The sequence below is a fragment of the Hyalangium gracile genome (assembly GCF_020103725.1).
Classification (GTDB): domain Bacteria; phylum Myxococcota; class Myxococcia; order Myxococcales; family Myxococcaceae; genus Hyalangium; species Hyalangium gracile.
The window spans coordinates 157,609-178,213 of the sequence record NZ_JAHXBG010000002.1 but is presented as its reverse complement, the minus strand read 5'-3'; the positions used below and the strand labels follow the sequence as shown (position 1 = coordinate 178,213).

Annotated in this window: 17 protein-coding genes; 14 read left to right on the top strand and 3 right to left on the bottom strand. The window is 68.9% G+C overall.

The window, feature by feature from the left end:
- The first annotated feature begins 40 nt into the window (after nucleotides 1–40).
- Nucleotides 41–505 carry a DUF4150 domain-containing protein gene (locus KY572_RS04310; RefSeq protein WP_224240880.1) on the top strand — a complete coding sequence of 155 codons (465 nt, stop codon included), beginning with the start codon at nucleotides 41–43 and terminating at the stop codon, nucleotides 503–505.
- A gap of 15 nt (nucleotides 506–520) precedes the next feature.
- Here KY572_RS04310 and KY572_RS04305 read toward each other — a convergent pair whose 3' ends face one another.
- On the bottom strand, nucleotides 521–1,315 hold the full coding sequence (locus tag KY572_RS04305) for an immunity 49 family protein (protein WP_224240879.1): 795 nt from the start codon (nucleotides 1,313–1,315) through the stop codon (nucleotides 521–523).
- A 133-nt stretch (nucleotides 1,316–1,448) separates the two neighbouring features.
- Here KY572_RS04305 and KY572_RS04300 point away from each other — a divergent pair, with 133 nt between their 5' ends.
- Nucleotides 1,449–2,324, top strand: coding sequence for an AHH domain-containing protein (locus KY572_RS04300; RefSeq protein ID WP_224240878.1), 876 nt, complete (start codon nucleotides 1,449–1,451; stop codon nucleotides 2,322–2,324).
- Between the two features lie 21 nt (nucleotides 2,325–2,345).
- Entirely contained in the window at nucleotides 2,346–2,930 is a 585-nt protein-coding gene (locus KY572_RS04295) for an imm11 family protein (RefSeq protein WP_224240877.1), read from the top strand.
- A gap of 7 nt (nucleotides 2,931–2,937) precedes the next feature.
- Here the strand turns inward: KY572_RS04295 and KY572_RS04290 are convergent, their stop codons facing one another.
- Nucleotides 2,938–4,053, bottom strand: a complete 1,116-nt coding sequence (locus tag KY572_RS04290) for a hypothetical protein (RefSeq protein WP_224240876.1) — start codon at nucleotides 4,051–4,053, stop codon at nucleotides 2,938–2,940.
- Nucleotides 4,054–4,161: 108 nt separating this feature from the next.
- On the opposite strand from KY572_RS04290, the gene KY572_RS04285 reads away from it, so the two are divergent.
- Nucleotides 4,162–5,574 (top strand): TIGR02270 family protein, encoded by a 1,413-nt coding sequence (locus tag KY572_RS04285; protein WP_224240875.1) that lies wholly within the window; start codon nucleotides 4,162–4,164, stop codon nucleotides 5,572–5,574.
- A gap of 18 nt (nucleotides 5,575–5,592) precedes the next feature.
- Here KY572_RS04285 and KY572_RS04280 read toward each other — a convergent pair whose 3' ends face one another.
- Nucleotides 5,593–7,860, bottom strand: a complete 2,268-nt coding sequence (locus KY572_RS04280) for a type VI secretion system Vgr family protein (RefSeq protein WP_224240874.1) — start codon at nucleotides 7,858–7,860, stop codon at nucleotides 5,593–5,595.
- 118 nt (nucleotides 7,861–7,978) lie between these two features.
- Here KY572_RS04280 and KY572_RS04275 point away from each other — a divergent pair, with 118 nt between their 5' ends.
- From KY572_RS04275 to tagF, 10 genes are all read left to right on the top strand, one after another.
- Nucleotides 7,979–11,386, top strand: a complete 3,408-nt coding sequence (locus tag KY572_RS04275; protein ID WP_224240873.1) for a type VI secretion system Vgr family protein — start codon at nucleotides 7,979–7,981, stop codon at nucleotides 11,384–11,386.
- Nucleotides 11,387–11,413: 27 nt separating this feature from the next.
- Nucleotides 11,414–11,896, top strand: coding sequence for a hypothetical protein (locus KY572_RS04270; RefSeq protein WP_224240872.1), 483 nt, complete (start codon nucleotides 11,414–11,416; stop codon nucleotides 11,894–11,896).
- Nucleotides 11,893–12,141 carry a hypothetical protein gene (locus KY572_RS04265; RefSeq protein WP_224240871.1) on the top strand — a complete coding sequence of 83 codons (249 nt, stop codon included), beginning with the start codon at nucleotides 11,893–11,895 and terminating at the stop codon, nucleotides 12,139–12,141. The genes KY572_RS04270 and KY572_RS04265 overlap by 4 nt, the downstream gene beginning before the upstream one ends.
- Before the next feature lie 36 nt (nucleotides 12,142–12,177).
- Nucleotides 12,178–12,717, top strand: coding sequence for a hypothetical protein (locus KY572_RS04260; protein WP_224240870.1), 540 nt, complete (start codon nucleotides 12,178–12,180; stop codon nucleotides 12,715–12,717).
- Nucleotides 12,708–13,199 (top strand): hypothetical protein, encoded by a 492-nt coding sequence (locus tag KY572_RS04255; RefSeq protein ID WP_224240869.1) that lies wholly within the window; start codon nucleotides 12,708–12,710, stop codon nucleotides 13,197–13,199. The genes KY572_RS04260 and KY572_RS04255 overlap by 10 nt, the downstream gene beginning before the upstream one ends.
- A 215-nt stretch (nucleotides 13,200–13,414) precedes the next feature.
- On the top strand, nucleotides 13,415–13,921 hold the full coding sequence (gene tssJ / locus KY572_RS04250; protein ID WP_263451363.1) for a type VI secretion system lipoprotein TssJ: 507 nt from the start codon (nucleotides 13,415–13,417) through the stop codon (nucleotides 13,919–13,921).
- The gene (gene tssK / locus KY572_RS04245; RefSeq protein WP_224240867.1) at nucleotides 13,918–15,303 is read left to right on the top strand and encodes a type VI secretion system baseplate subunit TssK; all 1,386 of its coding nucleotides are present in this window, start codon (nucleotides 13,918–13,920) and stop codon (nucleotides 15,301–15,303) included. Before tssJ ends, tssK begins: the two co-directional genes overlap by 4 nt.
- A gap of 3 nt (nucleotides 15,304–15,306) precedes the next feature.
- On the top strand, nucleotides 15,307–16,011 hold the full coding sequence (locus tag KY572_RS04240; protein ID WP_224240866.1) for a DotU family type IV/VI secretion system protein: 705 nt from the start codon (nucleotides 15,307–15,309) through the stop codon (nucleotides 16,009–16,011).
- Between the two features lie 12 nt (nucleotides 16,012–16,023).
- Complete coding sequence (gene tssM / locus KY572_RS04235) at nucleotides 16,024–19,662, top strand: type VI secretion system membrane subunit TssM (protein WP_224240865.1); 3,639 nt, start codon at nucleotides 16,024–16,026, stop codon at nucleotides 19,660–19,662.
- Nucleotides 19,650–20,585, top strand: a complete 936-nt coding sequence (tagF, locus tag KY572_RS04230; RefSeq protein WP_224240864.1) for a type VI secretion system-associated protein TagF — start codon at nucleotides 19,650–19,652, stop codon at nucleotides 20,583–20,585. The genes tssM and tagF overlap by 13 nt, the downstream gene beginning before the upstream one ends.
- Nucleotides 20,586–20,605: the final 20 nt, after the last annotated feature.

Below are 20,605 nucleotides of genomic sequence, written 5' to 3'. Positions count from 1 at the left end.
CAGCCACGCGCGAGCCGAGCGGCAGCACAGGGAGTCCCGGATGAGCACCAGTGTGGGCGTGAACATGCTGTCGGTGGTGACTCAGGACACGAACGGGACGACCATCGCCTTCCCGGACGTGTGCAAGACGCCGAGCCCCGGCGGCCCCATCCCCATCCCGTACCCCAACATCGCCCAGTCCTCGGACACCGACAAAGGCACCAAGAAGGTGAAGGTGGACGGCAAGCCCGCGTGCATCGCGGACTCGAACTTCAAGACGAGCACGGGAGACGAGGCCGGCACCGCGGGCGGCGGCGTGGCCTCAAGCAAGACGAAGGGCAAGGCCGAGTTCGTCAACTACTCCTTCGACGTCAGCTTCGAGGGCAAGGGCGTGGCGCGCTCCTTCGACCTGATGCTGCACAACGACAAGAACACGCCGCCCTTTCCCGTGCTCCAGGGGCCCGTCATCTCCATGGGCAAGATGGGCGAGAAGTCCAAGTGCCTCATCTGCGAGAAGGAGCTCTGAGCGCGCGCGAGGGGCTCACGGCTCCTTGACGGCGGGGATGGTCCAGTCGCCCGCGTACTTCGCGGTCATCGGCACGCGGGCCAGCGGGGGGCAGTACTTGTAGTCGGTGGCCTCGAGCGCGAAGCCGGCGCGCTCGGCCAGCCGGAGCAGGGCGAGCCCCTCCAGCCAGAGGAAGCGGTGGGGCGCGAACGCGGTGACGGGCGTGGCGAAGTTCGCCGCCTTCTTCTCGGTCTGCAGCTCGTAGTCGAGCCGGGCCTGCTCGAAGGCCTTCGTGAAGCCCTCCGCGTCCTGGGTGAGCAGGGCCAGGGCCATGTCGCAGCGGCTGGCGTACTCCTTCTTGTTGGCCTTCAAGAGCCGCGCCACCAGGGGCTTCACGGTGGCGACGGGCGAGGGGCTGTGTCGGGCGAGGTGCCGGAAGATGGAGGCCCACAGGTACTCATCCTCGTACTCCTCGCCCTCGATCCGCTCGGCGGAGGGAGCGCTGGCGAGGGCGTCAGCCAGCTCGAAGTGGCCGGCGGCGAGCGCGGCCAGCAGGGGCGTCGTCTTCGTGGCGGGCGGGGGCGCGAGCTTCCGGGAGCGCAGCAGGGCGAGCAGGCGGCGCCAGTTCTCGGCGGCGCGGCAGAGGTTGAGGAAGAAGCCCTGGGCGTTGCCGTCCACGAGCAGGGTGGCGACGGCGATGATGTGGAAGTCCCGGATGAGAATGTCGAACTGGGACAGCAGGGTGTCCCGGTCCGCGCCCGGCTGGAAGCGCTGGAAGAGCTTGCCGAGCTCCGCGGCGGCATCCGAGCGCAGGGACATCAGGTTGGCCATGAGGGCTCCAGGACGGGGCAGGTGGGGAACAGGGCAGCAGCCTAGGCCAGGAGTGGACAGGGGGGCAGCATTGAAGGCAGGTTGGGGCAGCAAGCGGGCGCGGTGACAGGCCCCTCTTCAGGCGGGTGCTCAGATGACGTTCGTGTCCAAGGGCGAGATGAACACGGACCTGGCGCAGAAGCTCGGGGACATCCTCGAGCGGAGCGCCAAGCGCCGGTACGCGGCCTTCGTGAAGCCCAAGAAGAACAAGAAGAAGACAACGGACGCCTCCGCCACCGGCGATCACGTGGACGCCAACTCCGTGCCGAAGGGCGTGCTCGGGAAGGTCAAGGGCTATGCCCAGAACGGGTCCGACTACCTGCGCTCCAAGGATGGCCGGGACGTGTACCGGAACTTCAGCCACAAGTACCTGGACGAGATCCGGGATCTGGTCCGCAAGACCGCGGAGTTTCCGGGTGGGCCCGCGCAGAACTTCGATCCGAGCGCCAAGGACGCCGCGGGCAACGACGCGGGGCAGAAGTGGCCCTACGCCTGGGAGGCGCACCACATGCTCCCCGGCTCGGCCTTCTATTACGTCAACAAGGTCAACGGGAAGGAGGAGCATGTCTTCACGTACCAGCAGTATCGCCTCATCCTTCAGTGTGACTACAACATCAACCACGGTCACAACATCATCAACCTCCCGGATGAGGCCTGGGCCGTGCCCGTGCATGCGCTCATCCAACATCCGGGCGATCACCCGAACTACACGCAACTCGTGATGGAGAAACTCCGGGAGATCTCCAAGGAACTCCAGAAGAAGATCGACAAGAAGGAACCCCACAAAGCATTGGTTGAGGATGTCTTCGAGCGACTGAAGGATCTCGAAGAGTATTTCTGGGATTACCTCGTGGATCTGAGCCGCTCCTTGGTGGACGCCATCACCGAGGGGCAGACGTTCGTCCATCCACACGTACGCTACGCGCCCCAGCAAGGAACGAGCACCTATGACTGGGGAGCGCTCTACTAATTCAGCCACAGCGGAGAACGCATGAACTACTTCGTACTCAAGACGAATGCCCCGGACGGTGGGCTCATCGAGATGTATCCGCCCAAGAGCCCGACCGAGTGGCGTTTTGACGAAGGCGAGAGCCTGATCCGCGAGTTCCCCAAAGGGGCGGCGGTTCAGTTCTCGGACAACTTCCCGGACAACCGGAAGCTCTACGACTTCCAGACGAACACCCTGAGTGCCTTCATCATCTCGGAGCGGACGCGGAAACTCCTCGAGTCGCTGGAGATCACCAACGCCGAATACCTGCCGGTGGACATCAAGGACCACAAGGGCCAGGTGGTAGGCAAGGACTACTCCTTCCTCAACCTGTTGGGGGGCGAGGAGGCCATCGACATGGAGAAGTCCGTCTACAAGATGAACAGCATGGAGAAGGAGCAGGTCGGGCGTATCAAGAAGCTCGCCATCAATGAGAAGGGCATTCGTCCTGGGATGAAGATGTTCCGATGCTCCAAGCAACGCCGTCTGGTCCTGATTCGCGAGGATGTCCTCGAGGAGTTCAAGAAGGCGGGGTTGAGCGGCTTCAAGGTCTACAAGGCCGAGGGCTGGAACGGGCTCGAGCTCTGACGCGGTCCTACCGGGCGCGTCCGGAGGCAGCGGCTCCGTCGTCGCTCGAGATGTGGATCGCCGCCCGCTCTCCCGAGTCCGACGAGGAGAGCACGAGCAGGGAAGGTGAGGGCGCGTAGCCCCGCTGCAGCGCCCGGAACGCGATCGCCGCTCCCATGCCTCCCGAGGCCGCGCCCGTGTTCCCGAAGCTCAGCGCAGGCACCCAGGCCGGAGCCATACCCAGCCGCTGCTCGGTGCTCGTGAGCTGGAACTGGAGCATTCCAAACTCGTACGCCCGGTGGTGCTGACCATCATGGTCCGTGAGCAGCACTGGCACGGGAGCCTGGGCCGGCAGGGGCCCCAGCGCCGTGATGAGGCACTGGGCCAGGGGCCTCGCATCCGTGGGGCTGTCTCCCTCGGGCGGATGCGAATCCTTCCCGAGCGCCACGGCGCGCAGGAACACCGCCGGCTCCTTCGCCTCTCCCTGTCTTCGAGCAGGCGCCGTCAGCAGCAGCGCCACCGCCGCCTCTCCCGGGATGAGGCCCGTCGGGTTGTCCTGCGTCTTCAGGCGCCCCTGCTCGCGCAGCAGGTTCAACGTCGTCGACGAGCCGAGGCTGTCCACCGCGCACACCAGTGCACTTCGAATCCGCCGGGAGCGCAGCTCCTCTCCCGCCGCCGCCAGCGCCAGGGCGAACGCCGCGTTGCCTCCCTGGAAGAAGCGCGCCGGTGCCCCCCGCCAGGCAATCCGCAGCGTCTCGAAGGCGCCCCGGACCACCCGCGCTCCCAGCGCCTCCACGCGCGCGGCGGCCGTGTCCGGATCCTCGTGGAAGGTGTCCTTGCCCGTGGTGAAGCCCCGCTCCTGGGGATCGGGCAGCGCCACGTAGAGCCCCGTCTCCGGCTCCAGCCCCGCCAGATCCTCACGTGTCGCCAGATCGGCCAGCGCCTCCGTGAGCAAGGCGATCATGCGCCCCACGCCCGAGAAGCCGAAGGTCGCCACCGGCAGCGCGTGGATCGCCACGGTGCCGGGCTCCTCCTCGCCCTGGACGAAGTGCTCGAAGTCGGGCGCGGGAGAGGGCCGCGCCACGCCGGCCCGGAAGGCCGCGCTCGCGGGGATCAGCGGCCCCAGGGACGAGGCCAACCCCATCGCTTTCACCTGTCCCAACATGTGCCCGGCGGATTGTTCCATAGCCCCCGAGGACGGGCCAGCACTGGAAGGGCTCCGCCCCATGCGAGGCGGGTTAGGATGCGCCCCGTGTCCGTGCCGTCGAAGCCTCGTCCCCCTCGCGCCTTCCGCCGCCCTCCCATCCCCTGGGAGCTGATGGAGGTGCATTTCGAGGAAGCCACCTTCCTCTGGTCCCGGTGGGAGCAGGTCCTCTGGGCTCCTGACTATGTGCTGGCGGAGGTGGAGCAGGGCGAGGAGCGGCGCCTGCTGGCGCATCTCGATGCGCTCGTCCTGGGTGGTCGTCCGGTGGCCGAGCGGCTCCTGCTCCCCGCGCTGGAGGGCGAGGAGGTGGTGCCCGTCAGCGTCGCCGCCCTGGCGCTGCTGAACGCCGAGGACGCGGACTGGCGAGAGAAGGTCTTCGAGTGGCTGGCCGAAGGTGCCGAAGAGGTGGGAGAGGGCATCCGCCGCGCCGTGGAGCTGTGCCCGCGCGAGGACATCACCCCGGCGCTCCTGAGCGCGCTGCCGAACGGCCAGCTCGATGATCAGATCCGCGCGCTCGCCGCCCTGCGCTTCCGCCAGGCGGATGTCACGCCGGCGCTCCGGGCCATGAAGCTCGGCGAGGACACCGCCCTCCGGACCGTGGCCGTCCGCGCCGCCCGGTTCGCCTCCCGCTCCATGGCCGACGAGCTGATCCGCCTGGGGCTCTCGGAGCCGGAGCCTCAGGTCCTTGACGCCGCGCTGGAGGCCGGGCTGGTGGTGGGCCATCGCCAGGCCTGGGCGCGCTGCCGTCAGCTCGTGGAGGCGGGAGGCGAGGTGCCCCGGATCGCGCTGCTCGCGCTCGCGCTGAGCGGCGAGGCCCGGGAGCTGGAGCTGCTCGTGGCCGCCCTGGAGGATCCCTCGCTGCGGGACGAGGCCCTCTGGGCGCTCGGCTTCAGTGGACGCCTCGCGGCGGCGGATGCGGCTTTCCAGGCGCTCCAGGCCACGGGAGATCGGCTCGCCGCCGAGTCCTTCGCGGCCATCACCGGCCTTCCCCTGGCACCCCCTTTCATCGAGGAGGAGGAGAAGACCGCCGAGGAGGAGACCTTCGAAGCCGAGTTCGCTGCGGAGGAGGCCGAAGCCGACAACCTCGAGGACGAGGACGACGAAGAAGGAGGGGAGGCGCCCTCCAGCCCCGAGCTGCTCCCCGGCCCCGAGGTGCTCCCAGGCAAGGTGCTCCCGGAGCGCGTGGAGCGGTGGTGGGCCGCGGAGCGCAAGCGCTTCGAGCCCTCGGGCCGCTACCTCCGGGGCCAGCCTCTCTCAGTGGAGGTGATCCGCGCCGCGCTGGAGGCGGAGCCCCTCAACCGTCGCGCCATCCTCGCGTGGGAGCTGGCCATCCGGAGCAAGGGCTCCTGCCAGGTGGAGCCCCGGACGTGGACGCACGCCCAGCGGCAGCAGATGCGGGCGGCGGCGGGACTGCGCTCGGAGCAGCTCCTGCGCCCGTTCGACCGGCTCTTCGCCGGGTGAGCCCGAGCGCCGCGGCGCTCAGTTGTCGGTGGTCTTGCTGCCCTTGATCACCACTTCACCGCTGGCCGTCACCTCGATCTTGCCGCCCTTGATGACGATGTCCCCGCTCTTCTTGAACGTGACGGACGCCGAGCCCACCGTGATGGTGAAGTTCTCCTCGGCGGTGATGGAGATCTCCTTGGCCGAGATCTTGTGCGCCTTCGTGGTGGCCTGCTGGAGGATGCCTCCCACGTTCACGACCAGATCCTTGCCCACGTCCAGCTTGCGGTTCTCTCCCACCGTCTCGGTCATCTCCTTGGCCACGTTGAGCGACCGGGAGCCGGCGATCTTCTCCGTCTTCTGCGCGCCGATGATCTCCGTCTTGGAGCCGCCCACCTCCTCGGCCTTCACGCCCGCCACGGCCACGTTCATCGCGGCGCCCACGGTGACGGCGTAGGCTCCGCCCACGTTGAGCGCGCGGGCCAGGCCCACCGTCTCCGTGGAGGCCAGCCCCACCAGCACGCTCTGCGCGCCGCCCACCTCGATGTTCTGCGAGCCGCCGATCGTCTCCGAGTGCGTGCCCGCCACCGTCGTCGTCCGGCTCGCCTTCACCTCCAGCGACTGGTTGCCGGTGACGCGCGTCTCGTCATTGCCGCCCACGCTCAGGGACTGGTTTCCGCCCACCTCGCGCCGGCGCTCCTTGGCCACCGTGAGCGACTCGTTCCCTCCGACGGACTGGGTCTTGTCGTTCTCGATGACGATGTCCATGTCCTTCTGGGCGTGGAGGTAGATCTCCTCCTCTCCCGCGGCATCCTCGAAGCGGAACTCGTTGAAGCCGCCGCCGCCCGGGCTGGAGTCCGAGCGCAGCGTGCTCTGGGTCCGCTTGCCGGGCAGATCCGCCGGGGGAGGCTGGTGCCCGTTGTACACGCGGCCGGTGATCAGCGGGCGATCCGGATCGCCCTCCAGGAAGTCCACCACCACCTCCTGGCCCACACGCGGCAGGTACAGCGCGCCCCAGCCCGGCCCCGCCCAGGCCTGGCTGACGCGGATCCAGCACGAGCTCCTGTCGTCCCCGGGCGCCTCGCGATCCCAGTGGAACTTCACCTTCACCCGGCCGTGCTCGTCGGTGTGGATCTCCTCGCCCGAGGGCCCCACCACGATCGCCGTCTGGGGCCCGGGGATCACCGGGCGCGGGGTGCGCCGCGGCGGGCGATAGGGCACTGCCGCGGGCATGCAGTGGAAGGTGCACTGGTACGGCTTGCGGCCGGCGTGGCCCGCGTTCTGCTGCTCGAACAGCAGCCCCTCCGGCTGGTGGCCCTCGTGCGACACCGACAGCAGCAGGTACTCCTGGTTGAGCTCCGGCTCCGCGTGGCCCGACAGCGAGAACCTGCTCCCGGGAGACATGCGTCGGCTCTGGCACTGGCCCCAGGCCACCTGCTCCGGAGCGCGCAGTTCCTCCAGCCGCACCTTCGCCACGTCACGGCCGGGGCTCGGATCCTCGTACTTGCCCGGGTAGTCGTACACCTCGAGCGCCGCGTCTCCCTCCGAGGCCTCGCTGTCCACCGTCATGTCCAGCGACGGCCGCACGAAGTCGAAGTCCCGCAGCGCCACCTTCCCGGGGACCACCTCGAGCTTCCCGCTGAAGGCGTAGACGCACTCCTCATCCGCCGCCATGCCCGCGGGATCCCGGAAGGGCAGGATGGGATCTCCCAGGATGGGCGTGTGCATATTGGGGGAATCCCCCATGACCATCTCGTGAGAGCCCTGCTCGTGGCGGAAGAAGTAGGAGATGCCCACCTCCTCCATCAGCCGCGAGACGAAGTCGAAGTCGGACTCGCGGTACTGCACGCAGTAGTCCCGGGGCGAGTAGGAGCCCTGCAGCTCCAGGGCGTACGCCACCTGCCCCTCGTCCAGAACCTGCTGGATGATCTCCGGCACGGACTTCTGCTGGAAGATGCGGCTGCGCCGGGTGTGGCGTAGCTGGTGGAAGCGCGGCTCGAGCACGGCCCGGTAGCGGTTGCGCTGGGGACCCTCTCCCGTGTTCCACCGGCTCAGCTCCGAGAGGATCCCGTGCAGGTAGCGGATGTCCTCCCCCTGGTGGATGACCAGCGCGGCGGGCTGGCCGAGCAGATCGGCGGCCTCCACGATGATGTCCAGGGCCGCGGTGAAGACGATCTCCACCCGGTAGGGTCCGGACATGCTCTCCCGGGCCTCGAACTCCAGGACGGCGAGCTCTCCCTGGGAGAAGGGGCCCGCTTCGAACTCGAACTCGGGCTCGCTGGCGGTCATGGCACTGGCTGGTCTCACCGGAAACTCCTCGGCTGCGCGGCCCGCGGACGATAGACGTGCCTCTCGGCCAGCGTCCATCCGCGGTGGTCGTTCATGATAACGTGTTGGCCCGCGGTTCGTCGCAGCAGGAGCGGATGTGCCCTCAGGACCAGAGACTCGCCGCATCGCATTCGAGTTCGAGGCGGGGGCCTACACCTCGCACGATCTCGCCGTCACCGCGTTCACCGGGCGCGAGGAGCTGTCCCGCGCGTTCGCCTTCACGGTGGAGCTGGCCTCCACGGGCGAGACGGTGATCCAGCCCAGGGAGCTGCTGGGCAAGAAGGGGCTGCTCTCGCTCCTGGATCACGTGAGCGGCGCCTCCCGGTTCGTGCACGGCCTGGTCTCCCGCGTGGAGGCGCTGGGCGAGCGGCAGGGGCGGCTGCGCTACCGGGTGCAGCTGGTCCCCGAGTTCTGGAAGCTGCGCCACGTGCGCCGCAGCCGCATCTTCCAGCAGAAGTCCGTGCCGGAGATCGTCCAGCAGGTGCTCGACGAGGCCGGCATCGCTCACGGCAGCAACCTGGAGGGCAGCTACCCGGCGCGGGACTACTGCGTGCAGTACCGCGAGTCCGACTTCGACTTCGTCTCGCGCCTGCTCGAGGCCGAGGGCATCTGCTACGCCTTCGAACACACCCAGGACTCCCACGTCCTGGTGCTGGGCGACGGACCGAACGCGCACTCGCCGCTCCCGGGAGATGCCCGGCTGCCGTTCCGGGGCGCCACGGGCGCGGAGACCTCCGGGGAGCACGTGCTCGGCGTGGAGCGCGCGGCCTGGGTCCGGCCCGGGGCGGTGGTCCTGCGGGACTTCGACTTCGTGCGCCCGTCCCTGGATCTGACGGTGGACAGCCAGGCGGCGAATGCGAACTCCGAGCTGGAGGTGTACGACTCACCGGGAGGCTACGTGGCGCCCGGCGCGGGTCGAGGCACGGCGAAGGTGCGGCTGGAGGAGCTGCGCCACGACGTCGAGCGCTGCCAGGGCGAGTGCTCGAGCGTGCGCCTGGCGCCCGGCCGCACCTTCACGCTGACGGAGCACCCGGATCACTCCTTCGAGGGTGAGTTCCTGCTGATCTCGGTGGAGCACTCGGGCGGGCACGAGGCCTACCAGAGCCGCTTCCACGCCATCCCCGCGGCGGTGCCGTTCCGTCCGCCGCGCCTCACCCCGGTGCCCACGATCGCGGGCGCGCAGACGGCGATCGTGGTGGGGCCCTCGGGCGAGGAGATCCACACCGACGAGCACGGCCGCATCAAGGTCCGCTTCCACTGGGATCGCGAGGCGCCGGGAGACGACAGGAGCTCGTGCTGGATCCGCGTCAGCCAGGCCTGGGCCGGAGCGGGCTGGGGCGCGCTGTACCTGCCGCGTGTGGGCCAGGAGGTGGTGGTCCGCTTCCTGGAGGGCGATCCGGATCGCCCGCTCGTGGTGGGCTCGGTCTACAACGGCGAGCACCCCACGCCGGTGGCGCTGCCGGACGAGAAGACGAAGAGCACGCTGCGCTCCAGCTCCAGCCCCGGCAACAACGGCTTCAACGAGCTGCTGTTCGAGGACGCGGCGGCGCAGGAGCTGATCCACCTGCATGGCCAGAAGGACTGGCGCATCCAGGTGGAGAACGACAAGACGCAGCGCGTGGGCTCCCACGAGTCCCTGAAGGTGACGGGCAACCGCACCCAGAGCGTCGACGGCAACCAGTTCCTCACCGTGCAGCGCCAGGACACCACCTCCGTCCAGGGCAACCAGACGCTCCAGGTGATGGGCAACCGCGACGTGGAGATCGACAAGGACCACGTCGAGGAGGTCACCGCCCTCCAGAGCATCAAGGTGGCCATGGCGCGCAACGTGGAGGTGGCGATGGCCTCCTCCGAGACGGTGGGCGCGGCCAAGGCGCTGACGGTGGGAGGCGCCTACTCGATCGCCGTCGGCGCGGCGATGAACGAGGCGATCGTCGGGGTGAGGGCCGAGCAGATCGGGCGCTCCTCCACGGAGCTCATCCAGGGCAGCCGCGAGGAGCGCGTCGGCGGCAACCGCTCCACGAAGATCGTGGGGGAGCTCAAGACGGAGACGCCCGAGAGCCTCAAGGTGGAGACGCACAAGGACCACACCGAGACGGTGAAGGGAGACGCGCTCTACACCGTCACGGGCGGCCTCTCCTGGCTGGCCAAGGAGTTCGAGTGGAAGGCGGACAAGCTCACCCTCTCCGTGGGAGGCAAGGTGGTGCTCACCGTCGAGCAGTCCGGCGAGATGAAGTGGACGGGCAGCACCGTCACCGTCGACGGCAGCCAGACGAAGCTCAAGGGCGCCGAGGTCAAGCACGTGCCCGCCGGCTCGCAGAAGAGCCTCAAGCGCAAGAAGGCCAAGGCGCCCAAGGAGCCGAAGAAGGAGCCCGTTCCCAGCATCAAGACGGCCAGATGGGAGAAGAACAAGATCCTCCCCAACCACAACAGCGGCGCGCCGCCGGGCGGTGCCATCCCCGCGGACGCCAAGGTCATCCCCCAGGTGGAGACCGAGAACGTGCCGGATGGGGCTCGGGGGTTGATCTCGATCCACCACTGCGTCACCGGCGCGCGCGTGGGCACCCTGAAGGATCTGATCGTCAAGGGCGGCAAGCTGGTGGCCAAGAAGACGGGCAGGCCGCCCGTCTGGGTCTTCGAGGCCAAGAGCCTGCCGTGGGATCCCTGGAACAGCCCGTACTTCTATTTCCGCGTGAAGCTGTCCCACAAGGCGCTCACCGGGAACAGCCCGCTCGATCTCAGCAAGGACAAGGCGAAGACGCTGCGGGTGGAGTACTGGCACGCGGTGGTCAGCGACGCGGTGGCGGACACCCCCGCGGGCGGCGGGCTGACCACCCAGGCGGAGATGAACGAGATCGCCGGGCTGCTGCGCGCCAAGCCTCACCACAAGGTGGGCACCTGGGCCTCCAACGCGGCCAACGTGCCCCTGCGCAACTGGGGCTCCGTCATCCGCAACACCTACGCCTACCACCACGCCAGCCACGGCAACGTGGTGGACCGGAACAACCCCGCCAACTGGCTCAACGATCCGACGAACAAGAACCCGCCGGATCCCCAGCCCGGAGGCAACTGGCGCAGCGTGGTCGTCCTGGGCAGCACGGACTTCGGTGATACGGAGACGCGGACCAAGAAGGCCGTGCCCAGCGTGCCGCGCTACCTCGTGTACATGGACACCTGCGTGGCCGCCTGGGAGCGCAGCCTCGGCGAGGCCTTCATCGCCCGGGGCACCCGCAACTACCTGGCCTTCCGATGCTACATCCCTGATGGGGACGCGCGCGCCATGGCGCGCAACTTCTATCAGAAGTGGGGGAACTCCTATTCGTTCAACCCCAACAAGATCCCCGCCGTCTTCTTCGACACGGGCGCGCCGTACTACCACAGCATGCGTCCCGTGCTGATGGGCGCGGGCGGCGGCGCCATCGCCCACCCCTTCCTCCAGCCCTTCACCGCGCTGGGCCGGGCCATCTCCGGATTCGTCACCAGCGTGGCCTCGCTTCTGAAGTAGCCTCGCGGCGAGGCTCCGACGACGCCCATGGTCGATCTCGACACGCTCCAGAAGAAGGCCCTCGAGGACTGTCTCGCGTTCGCCGAGCAGCACCTGTCCGGTGAGTTCCGCGCCGAGCCTGTCCTCGTGGCTCCCGAGGACGCCCTGTCCTGGGATTCCGTCGAGCTGCGCTATGTCGTCGATCAGACCGCGATCCTCTACCGGCGCTACAGCCAGTTCGAGGTGGTGCTCGATGCCGACGATCGCGTGGTGGGCTACGTCGATCACGACAAGTGGGAGAAGTGTCGCTGGGAGCCGCTGTCCGACGGCGAGGCCCTGACGATCGCCAGGAGCAGTGGCCTGCTGCGCCTTGGGCTCCGGCTGGTCGAGTCCCGCAAGGGGGAGGGCGACTGCCTGGAGCTGCGGTTCGAGGAGCCTGGCCCGAATGCCGCGCCGGGCCTGACGGTGCGCATCAACCCCGTGCGGCGGGCCGTCATCTCCGTCCTGCCCGCGGATGTGGAGGCCCCGTGACACGCGAGCAGGCCGTGGCGGCCGCGAATGCCGCCCGCGAGGCCCAGGAGGTTCCCGCGGAGGCCCGGTTCGCCTCGGCCGAGCGCCAGTACATCGAGCTCGGCGAGGGGCCCGCGGAGAAGCCCTCCGTGGTGCGGGACGTGCTCGTCTGGCTCGTGCGCTACGTGTTCGCCGGAGGGCGCTGGGTGGAGCTGGCCGTCCAGGACGCGACGGCCGAGGTGGTGCGCGTCCGGCGCTCGCGCTAGCGCCTGGACCGGGAAGAGGGGAGGAAACGAAGAGCCATGGCAGACGAGACAACGCCCGAGGATCGAGGCTCCATCACGCGCGCCGAGGAGGCCGTCTTCCGCGTCATCGAGCGCGATCTGGAGCGCCAGGGGACGCCCGAGGCCGTCCTCATGCTCAAGCACTATGTCCAGGCCCTCCCGGAGAAGGTGGAGCGCAAGGGGCCCTACAAGCGGGTGAGCTTCGGCATGTACCAGCGGATCTCCGAGTACTCGGCGCGCTACAGCCCTGTCACCGGAGAGCAGCGCTCCTGGCTCTTCGCGGGCTTCGCCGAGCGGTGCGCGCGAGGGCTCTCCAAGGAGCAGGCGCTCCAGGTTGCCACCGAGGCCGCCAACCCTCCCAAGGACGCGGTGCTCGAGGTGGCCGACTACGAGACGCAGGCGGGCGAGGAGATCTTCGTGGCGCGCTGGGCCCACGTCGTCGACGGCATCCGCGTCGAGCGCGACTACATCCAGGTCCTGGTGAACGGCGCGCTCGGCCGCGTCTTCTCCCTCCACCGCAACTGGCACACCGTGGACGAGAGCCCCTCATGGCGATGAACCCGCGCCTGGGCGCCCTGTGCACGCTGTCGCTCGTCTTCGCGTGCTCGGCCGGGCCCGCCAGCCCTCCGAGCCCCGCTCCCCCCACGCCCCCTTCCCCCTCCCAGGAGTCACGCATGCCGACGCAGCCCGAGACCCTCGATGCGCAGTTGTTGCGGGAGTGTGTGGAAATGGGGGGCAGCGTCGCGCTCGTGAAGGTGCGCGAGGTGAAGGCCTCCAACACGGGGACGCGAGGTTCCCGGATCCGTGTGGAGTTCGAGCTGGAGCAGGTGCTTCGCGGCTCGCTTCCCCGGCAGTCCGGCTTCTGGTCCTTCGGAGGCGCCGCGACCATTCAGGTAGGGCAGCGGCTGATGGCGGCCTTCCGGCCCGCCCCGGCGGACGCGAAGGACGTGGCGCTGCTGGCCTTCGTGCCCGTGGCCGAGGGCCAGACCGCCGAGGCGATCCGTGCCCATGAGGCGGCCCTGCCCGCGAAGGGCAGGTGACGCACCAGGTCCTCACGACGCTCCAGACAGAGGCCACCTGGGTGGAGGGCCTGCCTGGGGGGGCTGCCTGAATTGGGTCGCTGCCTTGAACTGAACGTTTTGGTGTGGCAGCGTGCACCGGCTTTCCACGTGTTCTTATAGGGGTTTGCATGCTGGCCGGGTGGTGGCAGCAGGTCTGGGGCAGCTGGGGGGGATCCAGGTGGCGGGCGGCGCTCATGCTCGGGTTCGCGGTGTGGCTGGCGGGCTGTCCCCGCGCGGCTGCTCCGTCCGAGCCGTGCAAGGAGCCGCCTCCGATCGCCGTCCTCCTCGAGGCGAGCGAGCGCCTCAATCCGGATGACCGGGGGAGCTCTCTCTCCACGATCGTCCAGGTGCTCCAGCTCAAGGACATCCGGCGCCTGGAGGCGTCCGAGTTCCAGGACGTGTGGCAGCGTCCCAAGGAAGTCCTGGAGGACGATCTGATCGCCACGGACGAGCTGACGCTCGAGCCGGGCCAGACGTTGACGCGGCAGCTCTCGCGCGATCCGAAGTCGAACTACATCGTCGTTCTGGGCGTCTTCCGCCGGCCCGCCGGCCAGGTGTGGCGCTCCATCCAGCGGCTGCCAGAGGTCACTCCCGAGCTCTGTGACGCCGTGAAGAAGCCGGGGGCCAAGCCGCCTCCGCTTTACTTCTATCTCGAGGACTACCGGGTCGAGGCCCGGGGCAGGGCGGAGGGGCGAGGATGAAGATTCCTCAGCGCGTCGTTTGGTCCGAGGGGATGTTCATGAATCCCCACCACCTGCAGCAGGCGGACCTCTACCACGAGGCCCTGCTGTCGGCCCGGCTGGGCGCCATGACGCCCTATGACTGGGGCGTGGTGGAGATGGAGGTGGACGACAAGGCCATGGCGGCCGGCCAGCTCCAGCTGCTGCGCTTCTTCGGCATCCTCCCGGACGGCCTGCCCGTCACCTTCGAGCGCGGTCAGCCCGAGGAGCCTCCCGCCCGGCCCATCGAGGAGCACTTCGGCGCCTCGAAGAAGTCGCTGGACGTGTACCTGGGCGTGGCCCGCGAGCGCGACGGCGTGGCCAGCTATGGCGACGTGAACGGCTCCACCACCGCGCCCCGCTTCAGCGTGGTGAGCCGCTCGGTGGCGGACCTCATCACCACCGAGTCCACGTCCTCCGTGGCCTTCGCCCAGCGCAACATCCGCTTCCTCTTCGGCACCGAGCCTCGCGAGGACTACGAGGTCATCAAGATCGGCGAGCTGATCCGGGACAAGACGGGCGCCGCGGTGCTCTCGCCCTCGTACATCCCGCCGTGCCTGCGCATCTCCGCCTCGCCCTACATCCTGGCGAACCTGCGGCAGCTGCTGAAGTCCATGCACGGCAAGCAGCGCGAGCTGTCCGACACGCGCCGCCACCGGGACGAGGCCTCGCTGGAGTTCACCGGCGCGGACGTGACGAAGTTCCTCCAGCTCAGCACGCTCAACGGGCTCATCCCCCAGGTGGCCCACGCGGTGGAGGCGGCGGACATGTCGCCGCAGTTCCTCTACCTGCTGCTGTGCCAGGCCGCCGGCCAGCTCTCCACGTTCTCCGCCGACTCGGATCCGGCCAACCTGCCCAAGTTCCAGTACACCAACCTGCGCGTCACCTTCGAGGGGCTCTTCCAGCGCCTGGACGGGCTGCTGCGCTCGGTGGCCCTGGAGCAGTCGGTCGCCATCGCGCTCGAGTCGCGCAAGGACGGAATGCACCTGGGCCGGCTCGAGGACGAGCGGCTGGCGCGCTGCACCCAGTTCATCCTCGCGGTGAAGGCGGACCATCTGCTCGAGCAGCAGACCGCCGATCAGCTCCCGGCCCTGGCGAAGATCGCCAGCTGGGACGAGATCCACAACATCATCCAGGCCGCCACGCCCGGCGTGCCGCTCCAGGTGACGTTCCGGCCTCCGCCCGAGGTCCCCGTCAAGCCGAAGGTCGTCTACTTCTCGCTCGACACCACGGATCGCTACTGGAAGGACGCCATCAAGGACCAGACGCTCGCCATCTATCTGCCCCAGCCCTTCGATCCCGCGCGGACGAAGCTGGAGCTGATGGGCGTGCCGGGCAAGAAGGAAGGCAGCAGGGGGCGCTGACACATGGACAGGCTCAACGTCATCACCAAGGACTGCTTCGGCGCGCTGCTGCAGATCCGTCAGGCCGAGCCTGGCTCGCTGCCCGCCCCGGAGCAGGTCCAGGAGCGCCTGCGCTCCTTCGTCAGCAACATGATGCGCAACGCCCGCGACGAGGGGCTGCCCCAGCAGGACGTGGACGACATCGCCTACGGCATCGTCGCGCTCGCCGACGAGCTGGCGCTGAGCAAGTCCGACGAGTTCCGCGAGTACTGGCTCACCAACCTCTTGCAGTTCCAGTACTTCAAGGAGAACCGCGCCGGCGAGGGCTTCTTCACCAAGCTCCAGGAGATCCGCAAGGATCCGCGCCGCACGGAGGCGCTGCGCGCCTACTACCTGTGCCTCATCTTCGGCTTCCAGGGCCGCTACCGCGTGCGCGGCGGCGAGCTGGAGCTGATGCAGCTCATCGAGCAGCTCCAGCGGGATCTGGCGCCCTCCTTCAAGTTCGACACGGAGACGCTGTCGCCCAAGGGCGAGCGGCCCGACGGCGGCGCCAAGGCGGCCAAGCGCACCCTGCCGCTGCTGGCCATCTCCGGGGGCGTCGTCGTCTTCGCGCTGCTGGTGTACGGCGGGCTGCGCCTCAGCCTGAGCAGCAGCGTCTCCTCGCTCGTCGAGGAGATCGAGGCGGCCTCCACTCCTTCCTCTCCTCCTACCGCGGCTGCCAAGCCCTGACGGACCCAGCCGATGCTCAAGTACATTTTCGCCGCGCTGGCGGCCGCGACAATCTGGGCGGTGGTGGTGGTGTTCCAGCTGCCGATCTGGATCGCCATCGCCGTCACCACGCTCATCGTCCTGGGGCTGATCGCGCTCGTCGCGATCCGCCACATCAAGGCGGCCAAGGCCGCGGGTGACATCGAGAAGGCGCTGGCGGCCCAGGCGGACGCCCACGCCGCCAACGCCCGGCCGGACCTGCAGGAAGAGGTCCAGCAGATGCAGGCGGAGTTCGCCAAGGCGATCGCCGCGCTGAAGACGTCCAAGCTGGCGCGGGGCCGGGGCGGCAAGGAGGCCCTCTCCGTCCTGCCCTGGTACATGATCATCGGCCCGCCGGGCTCCGGTAAGAGCACGGCGCTGCGCAACTCGGGCATCAAGTTCCCGTACCTGTCCTCGCGCGGCGGCGGCGTGAAGGGCGTGGGCGGTACGCGCAACTGCGAGTGGTGGCTCACCAACGAGGCCGTCATCCTCGACACCGCCGGCCGCTACACCACCGAGGACGATGACCGCGACGAGTGGTTCAGCTTCCTGGACATGCTCAAGCGCAACCGCCCGAAGAAGCCGGTCAACGGCCTCATCGTCGCGGTGAGCGTGGGCGACATCATCGGCATCGACGAGGAGGAGACGATCCAGCTGGCGCAGCGGCTGCGCGAGCGCGTGGACGAGGTGATGGAGCGATTGAAGATGATCGTCCCCGTCTACCTCATGTTCACCAAGTGCGACCTGCTGGCCGGCTTCGTGGACGTGTTCGGCGATCTGTCCAAGACGGACCGCGGGCAGATCTGGGGCGCCACCGTCCCGGTGATGGAGAAGGGTGAGGATCTGGCGGCGCTGTTCCGCGAGCGCTTCGACGAGCTGGCCGAGGTGGTGGAGCAGCGCAGCACCGAGCGGCTGGGCGCCGAGCGGCACCCGGAGACGCGCGAGCGCATCTACCGCTTCCCGCAGCAGTTCGAGGGCCTGCGCGAGAACATCGCCGCCATGGTGCAGACGCTGTTCGCGGAGAACGTGTACGCGGACACGCCGGTGATGCGCGGCGTCTACTTCACCAGCGGCACGCAGGAGGGCAGCCCCATCGATCGCGTGATGAACGCGATGGCGGACGCCTTCGGCATCCGGCGCTCGCTGCCCACCAGCTCCAAGTCCACGGTGGAGGCGCGCAGCTACTTCCTGCGGGACGTCTTCGCCAACGTCATCTTCCCGGACCAGGACCTGGCGGTGCAGAGCACCGCCGAGGACCGGCGCCAGCGCCAGCTCCAGTACGCCTACGCGGGCGGCGCGCTGTTCGTCGCGGTGCTCATCCTCCTGTTCCCGACCATCGCCTTCTTCAAGAACCGGGAGCTGATCCAGGACACCCGCCGCCTCTTCATGGCGCAGCAGGCCACCGGCGCCACGGCGTCCACCGCCTCCATCGCGGTGGAGGACCTGAAGGTGCTGCGCGAGCGCATCGACGAGCTGCGCAAGAACAAGGAGGAGGGGCCTCCCACGGGCATGCGGTTCGGCATGTACCGGGGCGACGCGCTCTTCGATCCGCTGAGCCGCTTCTACGGCACCGCCGTCCGGCGCACCTTCGTGGAGCCCGTGCTGGTCCAGGACATGAAGGACCTGGCCGGCTTCGCCAAGCGGCACGAGGGCGAGGAGGGCACGCGCCCGGACGAGCGCGAGTACGCGCGCTTCTTCAACCTGCTCAAGCTGAACCTGTTCCTCACCGGGCCGCGCACGGAGGCGGAGCCGGCCATCGGCGAGTCCGAGCGGGCCTGGCTGGTGGGCCAGCTGGGGGAGCGCTGGAGCAACCGCTCCGGCTTCGCGGAGAGCGCCGAGCGCCAGCGCATGCTCGGCGAGCACCTGGACCTCTACCTGAAGCTGCTGGCCGCCGATAAGTCGCTGGCCTTCACGCGCAACGACAAGATCATCGGCGACACGCGCGCGGCGCTGAGCAAGCTGCCCTTCGAGCAGCTGCTGCTCAACCAGATCATCGCGGACGCGGGCCGTGAGTTCGATCTGAAGCTGTCGAGCATCCTGGGAGGCACCGCCTCCAACATCAAGTCCAAGGGCCTGGTGCGCAGCGCCTTCACCCGCCGGGGCTGGGACAAGCTGGTGCGCGAGCGGCTCGAGTCGCCGCTGCAGAACGCGGACCTGTGGGTGCTCAGCCGCGACACCAAGAACCTCACGGACGCGGAGATCGAGCGCCAGATCAAGAAGCTCGAGTCGCGCTACTTCGAGACGTACATCACCGAGTGGCAGACGTTCCTGGACTCCATCGAGGTGATGCGCCCCAACGGGCAGGCGGAGGTGCTCGCGGAGCTGGAGGAGTTCACGCGCGGCAAGCCGCCCCCGCTGGCGCGCCTGTTCCAGTCCATCGCCTACAACGGCAAGCTGCCCAACAAGAGCGCCGTGGAGGAGGCCGGCGAGGACATCCTCGGCAAGCTCAAGCAGAAGCTCGAGAAGAAGGCCTCCAAGGATCAGAAGGATGCCATGGCCATCGGCGCCAAGTTCGTCCCCGGCGGCGAGGAGACGGGCGAGATCCAGTACACCGCGCTGCACGTGCAGGCGGCCTTCGACTCGCTGGTGAAGTTCGGCGTGCCGCCCAAGCCCGCCACGGAGGACGCGCCGCCCGAGTCCACCCAGCTGGATCTGTACCAGGAGCAATTGGTGTTCGTGCGCGACGCGCTCCGCCAGTTCGTGGAGAACCCCTCCGAGAACAAGGCGCTGGTGGCGCGCCTGTCCACCGCCAAGGTGTCCGCCCAGTCGCTCATCAACGGCCAGGAGGATCCCAACATCCGGCCCTTCCTCAACCGGCTGCTGATGCCGCCGCTCGAGGTGGCCTCCAGCGCCGTCAGCGGCGCGGTGGGCGGAGAGCTCAACCAGGGCTGGTGCAGCGAGGTGTCCGACACCTTCAAGCGCAACCTGGCCGGCCGCTACCCGTTCAACAAGACGGGCCACGACGCGGCGCTGCAGGACGTGGCGGACTTCTACCGGCCCGAGGCCGGCACGGTGTGGGGCTTCTACAACGCCTCGCTCAAGGAGAACGTGCGCAAGGTGGGCGCCAAGTGGAAGCCGGTGCGCGGCGTGGGCGGCGTCTCCTTCGGCGCGGCCCTGTTCAGCTTCCTGGAGCGCGCCGACGCCATCACCACCTCGCTGTTCGCCTCCAAGGGCGCCGAGCCCGGCATGAACTTCACCATCCACATCCGGCCCTCGCCGCAGCTGGCCTCCATCAGCTTCTCCGTGGACGGCAAGACGGTGGAGTACAAGAACGGCCCCGAGGAGTGGCACTCGTTCGCCTGGCCGGGGGATGGAAAGAAGTCCGGTGCCTTCATCAAGGTCCGCAACAACCGCGGCCAGGTGGAGACGCTCGATCAGGAAGGGGAGTGGGGCCTGTTCCGCCTCATGGAGGCCGGCGTGCCGCAGGTGGACAAGGGCGCGCGCGTGTTCTCCGTGACGTGGAAGATGCCCTCGGTGGGCGCGGACGTGGTGATCGACTTCCGCCCCGCGCGCACCGCCACGCCGTTCTTTGGAACATCTCCGGGCCCCGGTACCGGGATGCTCCAGCCGTTCCGCGCACCGGGCGTCAATCCTCCGAGAACGATCGGAAGGGGGGCCGGATGCTCGGGGTAAAAGCCAACGCCGTGGCGCTGCTCGGCAAGGCGCCATGCCAGGGAGACTTCATCCGTTGGAACGCGACGGATCCCGTCTCGGTGCAGTTCCACCGGTGGCTGGAGGAGGGGCACGAGGCCGTCCGCCGCGCCAACCTCACGCTGCCCGCCGAGCCCATCTGCTTCGTCTACACCGCGGCCGGCGGCCGTCAGGCGCTGGTGGGGATGATGGCCCCCAGCAGTGACAAGGTGGGGCGCCAGTTCCCGCTCGCCGTCTACGTGCCCGTGGACATGGGGCCGGTGTCCGGCAACTCCGCCACGCTGCAGGGCTCGCACCAGGCCTTCTTCGCCGGGGCGCGCAAGCTCCTGGCGGACGCGGCCACGCTGTCCGCGGACGAGCTGGGCAAGCGCGTGGATGCGCTGGGCGCCGACGCCTCCGGAGACTCGGCCGCCGCCGACACGTACCGGCGCCGGGCGCTGGCCGCTCCCGCCTCCGCGCTGGTGGGGCAGTTCACCGGGGAGGGTGCCCCCGCGGGCGCGCAGTACTACGCCTTCCGCACCTTCATGATGGCGTGCGCCGCCGAGCGCGGGAAGGAGCCCATCAAGCCCGGCGTCACGCTGGACTGTCCCTTCCCGGAGGCCACCGGGCCCTATCCTTGGGTGGAGATGGCGCGGCGGCTCCTGCAGTGGCGGGGGACGACGCCGGCGCTCTTCTGGCACCTGGGGCCGACCCCGCGGCTGCTCCTGTCGCTCGGGCCGCCGTCCTCGACGCTGCTGCTGCACCTGGCCAGGCCCGAGCACTCCAGCATGAAGCTGTGGCCCCTGCGCACCAAGGCCACCGGCGCCATCGAGACGGCGAAGCAGGCGCTCAACTCGAAGCAGCGTCAGGCGCTGGATGACGCGGGCTCCACGGCGGAGTCGTTGGTCCTGGCATTCGGCGGCTGAGGGAAGTCTCAAGGGGAGAG

Bases quoted from the DNA above. Each gene is read 5' to 3' on its own strand.
- tssK (WP_224240867.1), top strand. From the start codon at position 13,918: ATGAAGATTCCTCAGCGCGTCGTTTGGTCCGAGGGGATGTTCATGAAT.
- KY572_RS04290 (WP_224240876.1), bottom strand. From the start codon at position 4,053: ATGGGGTTGGCCTCGTCCCTGGGGCCGCTGATCCCCGCGAGCGCGGCC.
- KY572_RS04255 (WP_224240869.1), top strand. From the start codon at position 12,708: ATGGCGATGAACCCGCGCCTGGGCGCCCTGTGCACGCTGTCGCTCGTC.
- tssM (WP_224240865.1), top strand. From the start codon at position 16,024: ATGCTCAAGTACATTTTCGCCGCGCTGGCGGCCGCGACAATCTGGGCG.
- tagF (WP_224240864.1), top strand. From the start codon at position 19,650: ATGCTCGGGGTAAAAGCCAACGCCGTGGCGCTGCTCGGCAAGGCGCCA.
- KY572_RS04240 (WP_224240866.1), top strand. From the start codon at position 15,307: ATGGACAGGCTCAACGTCATCACCAAGGACTGCTTCGGCGCGCTGCTG.
- tssJ (WP_263451363.1), top strand. From the start codon at position 13,415: ATGCTCGGGTTCGCGGTGTGGCTGGCGGGCTGTCCCCGCGCGGCTGCT.
- KY572_RS04270 (WP_224240872.1), top strand. From the start codon at position 11,414: ATGGTCGATCTCGACACGCTCCAGAAGAAGGCCCTCGAGGACTGTCTC.
- KY572_RS04310 (WP_224240880.1), top strand. From the start codon at position 41: ATGAGCACCAGTGTGGGCGTGAACATGCTGTCGGTGGTGACTCAGGAC.
- KY572_RS04305 (WP_224240879.1), bottom strand. From the start codon at position 1,315: ATGGCCAACCTGATGTCCCTGCGCTCGGATGCCGCCGCGGAGCTCGGC.
- KY572_RS04300 (WP_224240878.1), top strand. From the start codon at position 1,449: ATGACGTTCGTGTCCAAGGGCGAGATGAACACGGACCTGGCGCAGAAG.
- KY572_RS04295 (WP_224240877.1), top strand. From the start codon at position 2,346: ATGAACTACTTCGTACTCAAGACGAATGCCCCGGACGGTGGGCTCATC.
- KY572_RS04260 (WP_224240870.1), top strand. From the start codon at position 12,178: ATGGCAGACGAGACAACGCCCGAGGATCGAGGCTCCATCACGCGCGCC.